The 13,500-nt window shown below is 50.8% G+C and carries 9 protein-coding genes; 5 read left to right on the forward strand and 4 right to left on the reverse strand.

Features of this window, described 5'->3' with window-relative positions; translation table 11 throughout:
• Positions 1-59: 59 nt before the first annotated feature.
• Both D2E26_RS00955 and D2E26_RS00960 read left to right on the forward strand, forming a co-directional pair.
• The gene (locus D2E26_RS00955) at positions 60-2,348 is read left to right on the forward strand and encodes a BspA family leucine-rich repeat surface protein (protein WP_164515818.1); all 2,289 of its coding nucleotides are present in this window, start codon (positions 60-62) and stop codon (positions 2,346-2,348) included.
• 59 nt (positions 2,349-2,407) lie between these two features.
• A complete protein-coding gene (locus tag D2E26_RS00960) occupies positions 2,408-4,543 on the forward strand; it encodes an elongation factor G (RefSeq protein ID WP_125962844.1) in 2,136 nt (711 codons plus the stop codon).
• Between the two features lie 105 nt (positions 4,544-4,648).
• On the opposite strand, the gene D2E26_RS07545 is transcribed toward D2E26_RS00960, so the two are convergent.
• Entirely contained in the window at positions 4,649-6,220 is a 1,572-nt protein-coding gene (locus tag D2E26_RS07545; protein WP_241218814.1) for a CHAP domain-containing protein, read from the reverse strand.
• Between the two features lie 357 nt (positions 6,221-6,577).
• Between D2E26_RS07545 and D2E26_RS00970 the strand changes: the two genes are divergently transcribed.
• The 3 genes from D2E26_RS00970 to D2E26_RS00980 all read left to right on the forward strand — a co-directional run bounded on the left by D2E26_RS00970 (position 6,578) and on the right by D2E26_RS00980 (position 9,848).
• On the forward strand, positions 6,578-8,203 hold the full coding sequence (locus D2E26_RS00970; RefSeq protein ID WP_125962845.1) for a basic amino acid/polyamine antiporter: 1,626 nt from the start codon (positions 6,578-6,580) through the stop codon (positions 8,201-8,203).
• A 163-nt stretch (positions 8,204-8,366) separates the two neighbouring features.
• Positions 8,367-9,005, forward strand: a complete 639-nt coding sequence (locus tag D2E26_RS00975) for a GNAT family N-acetyltransferase (RefSeq protein ID WP_241218815.1) — start codon at positions 8,367-8,369, stop codon at positions 9,003-9,005.
• Positions 9,006-9,284: 279 nt separating this feature from the next.
• A complete protein-coding gene (locus D2E26_RS00980; protein ID WP_125962847.1) occupies positions 9,285-9,848 on the forward strand; it encodes a 3'-5' exonuclease in 564 nt (187 codons plus the stop codon).
• 163 nt (positions 9,849-10,011) lie between these two features.
• On the opposite strand, the gene D2E26_RS00985 is transcribed toward D2E26_RS00980, so the two are convergent.
• The 3 genes from D2E26_RS00985 to murI form a co-directional block, all read right to left on the reverse strand.
• Positions 10,012-11,460 (reverse strand): aldehyde dehydrogenase family protein, encoded by a 1,449-nt coding sequence (locus D2E26_RS00985; RefSeq protein ID WP_125962848.1) that lies wholly within the window; start codon positions 11,458-11,460, stop codon positions 10,012-10,014.
• Between the two features lie 171 nt (positions 11,461-11,631).
• Positions 11,632-12,486 (reverse strand): patatin-like phospholipase family protein, encoded by an 855-nt coding sequence (locus D2E26_RS00990; RefSeq protein ID WP_125962849.1) that lies wholly within the window; start codon positions 12,484-12,486, stop codon positions 11,632-11,634.
• A 108-nt stretch (positions 12,487-12,594) separates the two neighbouring features.
• The gene (murI, locus tag D2E26_RS00995) at positions 12,595-13,371 is read right to left on the reverse strand and encodes a glutamate racemase (RefSeq protein WP_125962850.1); all 777 of its coding nucleotides are present in this window, start codon (positions 13,369-13,371) and stop codon (positions 12,595-12,597) included.
• Between the last annotated feature and the right edge of the window lie 129 nt (positions 13,372-13,500).

A 13,500-nucleotide genomic window follows, 5' to 3' on the forward strand; every position in this document is an offset into this window, starting at 1 on the left:
GTGCTGTACGCTGCAGCTGTGCTCTTATAGCGACTGTTGCCCTTACTGTGACGAGCCTGTTGACACACAGTGCATCCGCGCAAACCGCAACAGATACAGCAGCCCAAGCATTCGGTACAACAGCCCAAGCAAATGACGATGGAACACATGTGTATGACAATGCTCATGCTGATGCCGATGCACAAGAGAAGCTCAGTGAATGGGATTATCTCAAAGCCGAGCAGTCACGCGTAGCCAATAATGCACTACCAAAAACCTCGGGTGAATGGGGCAGTGTGCCATGGACCTATGATCCTTCAACAAAAACGCTGGTTATTGCTCCAGATGCTGATGCTGTTGTGGACTGGAATACTGCAGAATTCTTAACTGGTGATGACTCAGAACAGGCAACGAAGCAAAATATGGAAACTGTGCAATTTGCGCATCGTGTTGCCATTCAGGATCCTAATGCTCTTGATCAGCTGTTTTTCTCGGCTGAACATCTCAAAACTGTAGAACATATCGATCGGATCTCGTTCGACCAACTTGCTGATGCGCGCAGCTGGGTCAGTTTCCGTAACATGTTTGGTCGCACTGCAGTGACTTCAGTTGATTTTGCTCAGATGCAACTGCATGACCATGTTATTGATGCTACGGCTATGTTTGCTGAATCCGCAGTAACCGATATTCAACGCATGCATATTCCATTTGCACATATCGGGTGCGCACTTGGTATGTTCCATAGCTCTCAACTCCACAACGTTGTTATTGAGGATGAACTCAATGCTGCCCCGGCAACAATGTGGACTGATGTGACGGAAATGTTTAAGAATTGCGAGGATTTGCAAACCGTAGTTTGGAAGCTATACGCACCAAACATTACAACGATGAACCGCATGTTCACGTTGAGTAGCGTGAAGTCAATAGATCTCGATGGCATGCAAAGTAGCTCGATCTCTGAAGCGGACGAAGCATTTTCGGATTGCCATAAACTGGAAACACTTTCCATGCGCAATATGCATTTTGTGGTCGGCTACCACGACCAACTCTTTGCTGGTGTCTCGCGCACGTTGCACACTATTACGCTCACTAAGGCCTCAGTGAATCATCTCTATAATCTGCACATTACTTCGATTTATAACGAGACGAACACGTTACCGTTACTGAACGATACCGCAGTGGTATGGTCCGTTGGTGATGAGCCAAAAACTTGGCATCAATGGGCTGATAACACCACCATCGATCCAGCAATATCAGTGACCTTCAATCAGAGCATTAATAAGAAAGCGAATACTACGAGTGATGACGAGACCTCAGCAACGAATACCACTGATGAGTCTCCAGCAAACGATAATGGCTCACTTGATCCGATGGAAGGTAACTGGGGCGGCACGCCTTGGTACATCGATGCGGAAGGCCAGGAATTAATCATTGCTCCAAAGCAAGATGCAGAGGTTGCAATGGGTACACCAGTATTTACGAAGCATATTCCTCGTATGGATTCCATACGCGCGAAAGTACGTTTTGTGAGGTTCGCGCACGCTGTGACTATCCATAATGAGCACCAGCTTGAAGACATGTTCTTAGGCTTTGAATCGCTGACTGCCGTGCGCAATATTGGTAATCTGAAATTCGATAAGCTCCCTGATGCGCATAGTGTTATTCATCTCAGCCAGATGTTTGCAGGAACGAACTTACAATTTGTTGATTTTTCAGAATGCGATTTTGGCGAGCATAGCATTAATGCGTTCGGCCTGTTCTATGGAGCAGCAACCACAAATAGTAAGAATTTCAATATTCCGTTTAATCGCATAGAAGATTCTTCGCAGATGTTCGCGCATACGAAGAATCTGAAGAAAGCCTTCATCAATTGCTCAGATGCCGACAAAACAGCGAACCAATGGGTCTATGCAGCTGACATGTTTAAAGGATCTGGCATAACACAAGTGCATTGGAACATATATGCGCCAAGACTCCGTGACACCGCACGTATGTTCCTGAGTTGTAAAAAGCTTACCGATCTCAATGCGAACCCTCTGAGCAGTAAGTCACTCTATGACACGACGAGCATGTTCAGTCGTTGCACAAGCTTGCAATTCTTAGCGTTGGATGGCACACCATTCTTAAATCCTTATACTGACTCTGTGTTTAAACAAGTGCCCGTATCCACAATTACCTTGTCTCGAGCCACGCTGCTGCATCAGCTCACTCGAGCCCAACTAGGTGACAGTGATACATTGCCGTATCTCAAGGTTGAGCACGTGCAATGGGAGGCTAACGGTAAACAGCAAAGTTGGCAGCAATGGGCTGAGGATGCTTCCTTAACAGATTATGGTTTGGAAATAGAGTTCGCACAGGTTGCCGCATAGCTGCTGCTAAACTCACGCTCAGTACCGCCATCGTCTAGGAAAGCAGGGGAGCGGCGTTCATGAAACGCGTTGTAGCAGGCATTGTGGCACATGTAGATGCTGGTAAAACAACATTGTCAGAAAGCTTGCTCTATACCACAGGAGCAGTGCGCACACTTGGTCGTGTAGACCATGGTGATGCGTTCCTCGATACCGATGCAATTGAACGCGAACGTGGTATTACGATTTTCACCGAACCAGCAGTGCTGCACATAACACCTACTGATGCTGCAACAGAAATAAAGAAACAACAGCAAACACAAGAACCACTGCAGGTGACGCTGCTCGATACGCCAGGCCACGTTGATTTTTCAGCCGAAACCGAGCGAACGCTAGCCGCGCTTGACTATGCCGTGCTTGTGATTAGCGGAACGGACGGCGTGCAGGGGCATACGGAAACGCTGTGGCGACTACTCGAGCGCTACGCGGTGCCAACGATTGTATTCGTTAACAAAATGGATATGCCGGGCGCCGACGAACAGACTGTGCTTGAGGCGCTGCAACATCAGCTTTCAAGCTCGTGCGCAAGGGCCACAACGCTGCTGCATGATATGCGCGGCGGAATAGGTGAGGCAGCAGATGCGGATGTGAATGGGGGCACGGACCGAGCTGCAGATCAGAATGAGCCTCTGGGTACTCCATCTGCAGAACTCGAAGAAGTGGCCATGCTCAGCGAGCAAGCCATGAACGAATACTTAGAAACAGGTGCGATCCAGACTGACACGATTCGCACGATGGTGGCTGATCGTTCGCTATTCCCTGTCTTCTTTGGCTCGGCACTGAAGCTCGAGGGTATTCAGGAGTTCCTGAACGGCTTTGCTGAACTTGTAACGGAACCCGAGTATCCAGACGAGTTTGGCGCTCGCGTCGTACGTATTTCTCACGATGCTTCAGGCAATCGTCTGACGTGGCTCAAAGTCACGGGCGGCGTGCTGCGTGCGAAAACGGAACTTGAGGGCACCGATTTGCACGGCCAGGCTTGGCAAGACAAGGTCGATCAAGTGCGTGCCTATTCGGGCGCGAAATATACAACGGTGCAAGAAGTTGCAGCTGGCACAGTTGCTGCGGTGACGGGATTGACGCAGACGTTCCCAGGTGAGGGCTTAGGCTTCGAGTCCAATGCGCCTGCGCCGGTTTTACAGCCAGTAATGACCTATACTCTGCTGCCGGGCGATGAGGATATTCATAAGTGCTTGACCGCGCTGAATACGCTTGGCGACGAGGATCCGCTGCTGCATGTGGTGTGGGATACACGTCTCGAACAGATTCATGTGCAGTTGATGGGTCGCGTGCAGCTGGAAGTTATTGAAGAGCTATTGCGCTCGCGCTTTGGCCTCGAAGTGTCGTTCGGACCTGGCTCGGTGCTCTATAAAGAGACGATTAGTGAACCACAAGAAGGTGTGGGTCACTTTGAGCCGCTGCGTCATTATGCAGAAGCGCATATTCTGCTGGAACCATTACCTGAGGGTAGTGGCATTGAAGTGGCTAGCGCATTGAATGAAGACGAGCTTGACCGCAATTGGCAGCGCTTAATTCTGACACACTGCGTGGAACGTGAGCACTTGGGTGTGCTGACTGGTTCGCCACTGACTGACGTGAAAATGACGCTGGTTGCTGCTCGTGCGCACCTGAAGCATACCGAGGGCGGTGATTTCCGTCAGGCGACATATCGCGCAATTAGTCAGGCGCTGATGGAGCTCAAGGAGCGTTCGGCTTGCGTACTGCTGGAACCATGGCTGCGATTCTCGATTGAAGTGCCGCTTGAGAATGTTGGTCGTGCTATGGCTGATGTGCAGCGCATGGGCGGTTCGTTCGACAGTAGCGATGATTCGGATTCTGCCTCGGCTGGGGCAGGGGCAGGTAACTCCGATATGGCTTTGGTCCGCGGTGTTGCACCAGCCGTTGGCTTGCAGGATTATGCGCTCACTGTTTCGCAGTACACGCATGGTCGTGGCCGTTTAACGCTTGTTTTTGATGGATATCGACCAGCTCATAACGCTGAGGAGATTCTGGAACAAAGCACCTATGATGCGGAATCGGATCTTGAACACACGCCAGATTCTGTGTTCTGCGCGCATGGCGCTGGGTATCCAGTGAAGTGGTATCAGGTGCCTGAGTTCATGCATCTGCCATATGCAACCGATGCACATCAATAAAAATCACGCACCAGTAGTGAAATTCACCATTGGTGCGTGAGTTATCAAGTTGTGTAGGAAAGTGTTGCAGGAAAACTGAGTCGGGGAGTCGAGTGACTCTTCGGATTAGTGAATGTACGTAATCTTCGAGGCCTCCGACGCGGTGAATTCGCGCGTAGACACTTGGTCGTAACCCGTCACGTTCATCTCACTAATAATGATCGAGCCATCGGCATTAACCTTCTCAACAATGGCCACATGACCATACTGAGTCGATGCACCGAAGTCACCACGGCCGAACACCGCAATGGCGCCGTACGTAGGCTTCGACGAAACGCTATAGCCAAGCTTGCTGGCACTATTAGCCCACTGCTCACCATTACCGAAGAAGCTGCCGACTGGCATGCCCAGTTCCTTACGGCGTTCGTAGGCATACCATGTGCAGTTACCCAATGCGTAAGCATTACGGCCGGAATCACCACCATTGCCGTGTGGCCTCGAAACATGCGAGCGGTCGCCACGTGCGTAGAGCTTACGAATAAGAGCCCATGTTGTTGAATGAGGAGAGCTGCCGCCGCGAGCCGAGGACGTTGCCGAATACTGCTGACCCAAACGCATTGCCGTATTCACTTCAGCAGTGCACACCTTCAGTGCTTCGTCAACTTCCTGCTTAGCCTGCTCAACAGGATCCTGGTTCGCGCGCTCTTCCTTAGCCTTCTGAGCTTCCACGTCAACCGACAGTGCATCAACATCAAGCACGTCGTTCAGACCAGAGGCCCAGCCCTCATTCAATGGGGCTGCAATGCGCTCGTCTTCCAGCTGCTGATCTTTCTCGCGCTGTTCTTCAGCCTGCTTACGTGCTTCTTCGTTCTTGTTGTGCAGATGAACAGACATGCAAGCGCTAATCTGCTGCAACTTTTCTTGCGCTTTGGCGTTTGCAATTTCCGTTGTATTTACAGGAGTTGGAGTACTGCTAACCTGCGCATTGCTGCTACCGCTACCGGATTCTGGTGACGAAGCTGCCTGATCAGTTGCAGGGGAAGCGTCAGTCTTGAGCGCATCATTTTGCTTGTCAGATGCTTCCTGACGCTTCGCTTCTTCTTGCTGCTTAGCGGCTTCGGCAGCAGCCTTTTCTTGAGCTGCCTTAGCCTCTGCTTCAGCGGCGGCCTTTGCCTCAGCTTGGGCCTGTTCATATGCCTGCTTCTTAGCCTGCTCAACAGCCTCATCCTGAGCCTTCTGCTTGGCTTCTTCTTGCGCCTTCTGCTTGGCTTCCTCTGCTGACTTGGCCTGAGCACGCTCATCTTCTTGCTGCTTAGCAGCCTTTTCCGCACGCTCGGTCTGTGCGTTCGTAATCAGATAGGCTTCGTCAGCCAAACGAGCAAGCTCGTACTCATTCCACTCTTCAAGCGTTGGCGATGGAAGCTGTGCGTTCAGTAATTGTGCAAACAGGAAGCGTGTGCGCAATGCTTGGGCTTCTGCACCGACGGGAGCCATATGGGTATCGTCATCCAGAGCATAAGGACCCTGAGGTGCTTCGCTTAAGAAATTTTGACGTGTTGTTGTTTGGGCAGCATTAGCTGTTCCTATGCCCATCGAGCCGAGCATAACTGCTGCGCCCGTTGCGGCAAAGCCCTTAACTAACAACGGCCATACACGCGATGTATGGCCCATTGGCTGATTTGATGGTGCGAACTCCATAAAAGTTGTACCTTCCCTATGCCTTACGTCCCCATAATTAGGCATATCGTTGAAGAATAACTATCCCTCAATCTCGCTGTTCTTCTCACTATAATCAGTTTGAACTCGCAGTATAGTGCGTTTCTCAACTGTGATCTATTGTAAGTAAAATTTTTGTAATAGCGAAGTATGTGAACGTGGTATTTACAAAATCTGAACGTTTGGCAACCACAACATGAACGAAAATCCCTGAGACGTATTGGGAATTATGGCAATGTAAGGTGTTGCATACCAAACAGAGTCCGAAACTGGATCGGAACTCCATCTTGATGAAAATGTGTGCAAAATACGCAGCGGCATTGGTCAGCTGTGCGCGACATGGCGCGTTTGAAAACGTTTAACGTGGTCTACTGGAATACGTTATATCTGCACTACAAGGATTTCGGAGGTGACATGAACGAGTCAGCACCAATGCAAAACAACTCGAACATCGCTGCAGCAGCAGCAAGTCAGACCATGGAATCCAACGAGCATAAGCATAGTGGTGCAGCAGGTAAGGTTGGGCTATTAGGACTTACCGCAGTCGTTATTTCGGCAATGGTCGGTGGTGGCGTATTTGAGTTGCCTCAGAATATGGCAATGCATGCGTCAGCAGGTGGCCAAATTCTGGCTTGGATTATTACCGGCCTCGGTATGTGGTTTATTGCCGACACATTCCGCGTACTCGCCGCAGTGCGACCAGAATATAGCGATGGTCTGTATTCGTACGCGTATCACGGATTCGGTCGATTCGTCGGCTTCCTGGTGTCTTATGGCTACTGGGCAACGAACACCGTCTCACTGGTGGCCTACGGCATTCTGATTACGAGCACACTTGATTTCTTCTTCCCAGGCGTCTTTACGGGCGGTACAACGATTCCAGCAATTCTTGTGCAATCGCTCGTGCTCTGGGCTACATTCTTCATGGGCCGCCTCGGCATTCGCTCCGGCGCACGCATTAACGTCGCTGGCACAATTGCCAAGCTGATCCCACTGGCATTATTCGTTGTCACAATGATTGTGCTGTTCCGCATGCCACAGTTCGTCCACGGCTTCTGGGGATGGACGCCATCGGGTCAGCCAGCACCATTTGATTTGAGCTCGGTATATGCACAGTCACGCCAAACGATGCTCGTCACACTCTGGGTATTCAACGGTGTGGAAGGCGCGGTTGTTGTGTCTGCTAATGCACGTAGCCAGCGTGATGTGTCCCGCGCAACGACAATTGGCTTCATTAGCATTCTTGTGCTGTATATGCTTGTTTCGCTGCTGCCACTTGGCGTTTACGCACAGCCTGCACTGGCCAAGCTGCCTTCACCTTCGGTTGCTGCAATTCTGGGCCAGATCTACGGCGCATGGGGCGAGTGGATCGTCAATGCTGGCGTTATTGTCTCGGTGCTGTTCGCCATGCTCGTCTGGCTGCTTATGCTGAGTCAGATGCCACTGAATGCAGCACGCGATGGTCTGATGCCATCGTTCCTCGCACAAACCGATAGCAATGGCACGCCACGCATTTCCATGCTGTACACGGTGCTGATCTGCCAGTTCCTGTGCATCGCTTGCCACTACATTGAAGGCAGCGCATGGAACCTGATGATTTCGATTGTGTCGGTACTCTCGATTCCTTGCTACCTCTGCTGCGCCATGTACTTGTGGCGTATCTCCCGCAGGGATCACATATGGCCAATTAATGCACGCTTCACGCGCAAGCACGGTCTTGTTATCGGCGTGCTCGGCACGTTCTACATGCTCTATGCTGCGATTGTGGCAGGCCTTGATTATGTGATGGCTGCCTGCATTGTATACGCCATCGGTACGCCACTGTTTGTGTTCGCAAGGCACCGTGCAAACACGCAAGACGCTCAGGGCAAGCTGTTTACGCGCGCCGAACGCATTATGCTCGTTCTGATTGTAATTGCGGGTATTGCAGGAGTTATTTATGTGATTATGACGCGGCGTGTGTGACCCACAAAAGTGAGACAACGGGGGCTCGTGTCTGTAAGGTCTTCTACAGTGTCTTGGTTGTATAAATCCCTTACACAGGATTTCCGAGCGGAAAAAGAGTAACTGGACTAGCTCGAGTCCCTGAGAGAAGAGTGCAAAAAGCATGCTCATTCGACACGCAACCATGGATGACTTGGATGCGCTCGCGACGATGGAAACAGCTTGTTTCCCGCCGCTCGAGGCAGCGGACACTGAAGTGCTCGCAGGCCGTATCGAATGCTACCCAGATCACTTCTGGCTCATGATCAATACTGATGACGATGACATCGACGCTACCTTCCCAGCGCAGGTTGAAGAAGGTACGCTCATGAGCTTCATTAACGGACCAGCGACGAATCAGACTGACTTAACCGACGAAATGTTCACGGACCCAAACGTGCATGAAGAAGAGGGCGAGTGGCAGTTCCTGCTCGGTGTCGATACGGCGCCTATTTACCAGAACCACGGTTGTGCAGCCTACCTGCTGCGCCGCGTTATTCTCGACTCGGCAATTAGCGGTCGTAAGGGCCTCGTGCTGACGTGCCGTGAACGTCTGAAGAGCTACTACGAGCAGTTCGGATTCTTTGACGAGGGTTTGAGTACGTCGTGCCACGGTAACGGCGCATGGTATCAAATGCGTTTGGTGCTGCCTCGTCGCGAACTCGATGAGTACTGCCAGCACTTAGTTGATGAGCATGCTGAGGCATTTGAAGCAACGCGTGAGAGCTTGGCTCAGGCTATTGGCGAAACGACGTCGTATATTGACGACGAAGATCGCTTCTGAAGTCTGATCTGGATTCTGTGTTAAGGCTGCTCTTACATTTGCCTTATAGCCACCGCTGTAGCCTGTTTTCAGGCCTATGCTGTGGCTGTGCTATGCCATTTTTCGCTGGTGCTCGTCTTGCGAAACGTAATAATTTGCTGAATGTTCGCGCAAGTTGGTTACCGCATGCGAGTGAAATAGGTATGCTTAGAACCACTGATACATTCGTACATACTCTCGGAGTAGGCGAGCATGCGGTGAAGTATGGCGTTCTGGTCCGGGCAGCGAGGAGCGGAAATAATGACGGCTAGGCGATTGCTATCGCCACAGTTACCAACGGACTATGTGGCTCTTGATCTTGAAACAACAGGATTTAGCCCACGTTATGAAGATATTCTGGAAATCGGTGCCGTTCGTGTGCGCAATGGTCGTGTTGCAGAGGAATTCTCGCAGCTCATTCGTCCAAATAAGCAGATCTCTCCAAAAGTGGAGCAGCTCACTGGCATAACACTCGATACGGTGCGCGATGCCCCAGAAATCGGTGATGTTATTGGTGACTTTGTGCATTGGGTGGGTGACGATAAACTCGTAGGCCATAATGTGCGCTTTGATGTGGCATTTTTGGCTATGGCTGCAATGCGAACCGCTTTAGGTCCGCAGTTCAGGCAGCCAAGCTACGACACGATGTCAATTGATAAGCGTCTGTTCCCATCGGAACGCCATAGGCTTGCCGATTTAATTGTGCGCTATGGCATTGCTGATACGGAGCAGCATCGTGCACTGTCTGATGCAACACAAACGTATCAATGCCTAGAATGGCAGCGCCGATACATTGCTTCAAAAATCACGAACATCGCACTGTGAAACATTGTGTGAAAACTGAGTAGTCGCGCCGCAATGCGGTGCTTATACACAAGGTGCTCATACACAATACCGTACGTATACAAAACTGGTCGCCACCGAGCAACTGCGGAGTTGCAAGGTGACGACCAGTTTCTTTTTGTATTGTGCAGCGTGCGGTGCCGACTCAGCTCATAAGCGTACGAGCCAGCTGCTTCTTCTGCGGCGTGAATGGAGGATAGCGCACATCAGGATCCACCCAGGTGCCATGATCCAGCGTCGACTTGTAGTGCGTAAACGTATCGAAGCCAACCTTGCCGTGGTAAGCGCCCATACCAGAGTTGCCAAGGCCACCAAAGCCCATGTTGTTATTCGTCAAGTGCAGGCACACATCGTTAATCGTGGCGCCACCGAACTGCAGCTCGTTAACAACGCGCTGCTTCGTAGTCTTCGACTCAGTAAACACATAGCAAGCCAATGGATGTGGCATCTTGCGCACAATTGCGAAGGCCTCATCAAGCGTCGAGTACGTAATCATTGGCAGCACAGGGCCGAAGATCTCTTCTCCCATAACTGGATCATCGAGTGTAACGCCAGTCATAATCGTTGGCTGAATCTTCAGCGTGGCCTTATCGCCCTTACCGCCGCAGAACACCTGAGCCTTTGGATTATGCTGCTCAATCAAGCCCATAACGCGGTCGAAGTGCTTCTCAGAAATCATATGAGGCCAAATATCCGACTCGAGTGCATTAACACCATAGAACTGCTGCCAGTAGTGAGCAATGCGTTCTGCCAGCTCACGAGCCACTGACTCGTGCACGAGTAGATAATCAGGAGCCACACAAGTCTGGCCGCAGTTAATGCCCTTGCCCCAAGCAATACGCTTCGCAGCAACATCGAGCTTGGCGTCCTCGGTCACAATGCAAGGGCTCTTGCCGCCGAGTTCCAGCGTCACAGGTGTTAAGAACTGAGCAGCATGCGTCATAATGAGCTTGCCAACGCTTGGGCTACCCGTAAACATGATGTAATCCCACTGCGTCTGACCAATCCACTCATTAGCACCAGCAGAACCTGGAATACCGCAAATGAAACGAGAGTCAAAGGCCTCAGCAGCCATGCGCACGAGCAGGGCTGACGTAGCAGCTGATTCACGAGCTGGCTTAAAAGCTACGCAGTTACCAGCAGCAATAGCATCCACCATTGGCACCAGAGCCAACTGCAGTGGGTAGTTCCAAGGGCTCAACACGAGCACAACGCCATATGGGCTTGGCACCACAGTTGAAGTAGCAGGGAACACGGGCATAGGCGAGCTCACCGTATATGGCTTCGACCACTCAGCCAAATGCTTGAGCATCGTATCAATCTCTTCATAGACCAAACCGAGCTCGGTAATGTAACCCTCATAGGCCGACTTACCCAAATCGGTATGCAATGCCTGCAGCACTTCAACTTCATGAGACTTCAGCCAAGCCTTCATCGTACGAAGTGCCTGCTTACGATGCGTAATATCACGCGTAGCACCAGAAACAAAGTATTCGCGCATACGCTCAGCCTGCTGCTGCACATCGGCAGCAGAGCTGAACGTAGGTTGTACCAAAGCAGCATCTGCGGATTGCTCGAGATTGCGCTCCTGCATCATTCCTCCAGTAGTTCAACAATTCACGTTCTTCATTGCATATATGCCAGAGCCCAAGACAGGGCAGCAGGGCAGGCCATGCAACGTTCTACTGGAACGTTATAGAGAGCAAGTCCGCAATAATGCTGAATGTATGCTCGGTATGTGCTGACGGCGCAACAAGCGAAGCCGCTACTGAGCTAGGAATTCAGCGACTCGAGCACCATCAGCGAAGCCTTCGCGATACATCGCTTCAATACCCTCAAACGAGCGATGCAGCGTAGACAGACCATGAATATCATGTGGCTCAATGACGATGGCCTTGCCTTGGCTTTCCAATTCACGAGCCAAAGCAACTTCATCGTTATAGGTCTTGTATCGCATAGCCAGGCGTTCGCCGGCCACAGGATTAATACGCTTGAGCACGCGGGAAGACAGCTCGTCAGCATGGGCTTCACGAGGCTCAGGTAGACGCGTAAGCACCACAACAATCTTGTCAGCGCCATCATCAAGTGCGCGCTGCACAGGAACAGGATCGGCAATACCACCGTCGTAATACGGAATGCCATGCACCATGTATGGTTCGCAGGCCACTGGCACAGCCGAGCTTGCCTTCAACACATCAAAGTTATCGAAGCTTACATCGCTTTTATCGAAATACTTGGCCGAACCATCAATGGCATTGCAGGCCACCACAGTAAACTTCGTTGGATTGCGTACAAAAGCCTCGTAATCAAGCGGATATTCGCCATCATGATTGCTGAGCGTGCTATAGACATAATCCAAATTCACAAAGTTGTGATTGTGCACGAACTCATGCATGCCCGCATACTCTTTACGGTTTGCATACTGCGTATAGAACGTGTACGCACGCGTCTGCTGGCGTGCCAAGAACGAGGCCAAGTTGGCACTGCCGGCCGAAATACCGTACACATGATCAAACTCAATACCATCGGCCATTAAGCGGTCTTCAACACCGCAGCTATACACAGCTCGATATCCACCACCAACATCAATGAGTGCAGTTTTGGCAGTTGCGTTTGCCATGGTGTCCTCCTTGTGATTCGTGGAATTTGTTCTGTTCAGTTGTGCTGCGGTATTGTATGGAGCATTTTTATTTCTGCTTAACCGTCAGTAGCAACTCAGGCACCAGTGTCAACGGTTCAGTAAACGCTGTGCCAGATCAGCCATATGTGCTGATGTATCCGAGTTTGCTAGTGTAACAGTGCCTGTTTCATCTTCAGGCGCAAGTTTGCCGAGCGATTCAAGTACTACACGCAGATGATGCACGGTGCCTTCGTTGCCATCAATAATGGCCGTGTGCTCGGGAACCAAGCGCTCGAATGCATCACGGAAGAACACAAAATGCGTGCAACCAAGCACAATTGAATCAATTTCATTCAAATCAAAATCAGCCAAATAACGACGCAACGTGGCATCGACAAGTTCTTGGTTATCGAGCTGATCATGTTCAACAATTTCCACCAGGTCAGGGCAAGGCAGTCGGTAAATCGTATGGTCCGATTCGAAGCGCTGCATTAAATCAGCAAACTTGCGCTCACGCAACGTCAGTGGGGTAGCAGCCACAATAATGCGCTGACGCTTGCCATGACCGCGGTCGCAAGCCACTTTCAATGCTGGTTCCATACCAATAATCGGGAAGTCAAAGTCTTCACGCAGATCATTCACTGCAGCAGAGGTTGCCGTATTACAAGCAATCACAATGGCTTTAGCACCCTGTTTTTGGAAGCGTTCCACAATGGCATACGATAAATCGCGAACCTGCTCAGGAGTTTTTGTGCCATATGGAGCATTGGCGGAATCGCCAAAATACAAAATATGCTCGTTAGGTAGATCCTTACGCATCTGACGAACTACAGACAGGCCACCTAAACCCGAATCGAAAACACCGATGGGAGCGGATGACGTCATGTGAACCTCCTGAACGTTACGTAAATGCGCTCTTCATGCGCAACTCATGCGGTTTTTAGCCTACTCGCCATGCTGCACGCAGCAGAGTGTTTCATAATTAACCGTTCACCAATACGCCTAATTCCAAGG

It is taken from the genome of Bifidobacterium dolichotidis, from assembly GCF_003951975.1.
Lineage (GTDB): Bacteria > Actinomycetota > Actinomycetes > Actinomycetales > Bifidobacteriaceae > Bifidobacterium > Bifidobacterium dolichotidis.

Coding starts and splice junctions, on each gene's coding strand:
- D2E26_RS00975 (WP_241218815.1), top strand. CDS start 8,367: ATGGATGACTTGGATGCGCTCGCGACGATGGAAACAGCTTGTTTCCCG.
- D2E26_RS00985 (WP_125962848.1), bottom strand. CDS start 11,460: ATGCAGGAGCGCAATCTCGAGCAATCCGCAGATGCTGCTTTGGTACAA.
- murI (WP_125962850.1), bottom strand. CDS start 13,371: ATGACGTCATCCGCTCCCATCGGTGTTTTCGATTCGGGTTTAGGTGGC.
- D2E26_RS00990 (WP_125962849.1), bottom strand. CDS start 12,486: ATGGCAAACGCAACTGCCAAAACTGCACTCATTGATGTTGGTGGTGGA.
- D2E26_RS07545 (WP_241218814.1), bottom strand. CDS start 6,220: ATGGAGTTCGCACCATCAAATCAGCCAATGGGCCATACATCGCGTGTA.
- D2E26_RS00960 (WP_125962844.1), top strand. CDS start 2,408: ATGAAACGCGTTGTAGCAGGCATTGTGGCACATGTAGATGCTGGTAAA.
- D2E26_RS00970 (WP_125962845.1), top strand. CDS start 6,578: ATGGCGCGTTTGAAAACGTTTAACGTGGTCTACTGGAATACGTTATAT.
- D2E26_RS00980 (WP_125962847.1), top strand. CDS start 9,285: ATGACGGCTAGGCGATTGCTATCGCCACAGTTACCAACGGACTATGTG.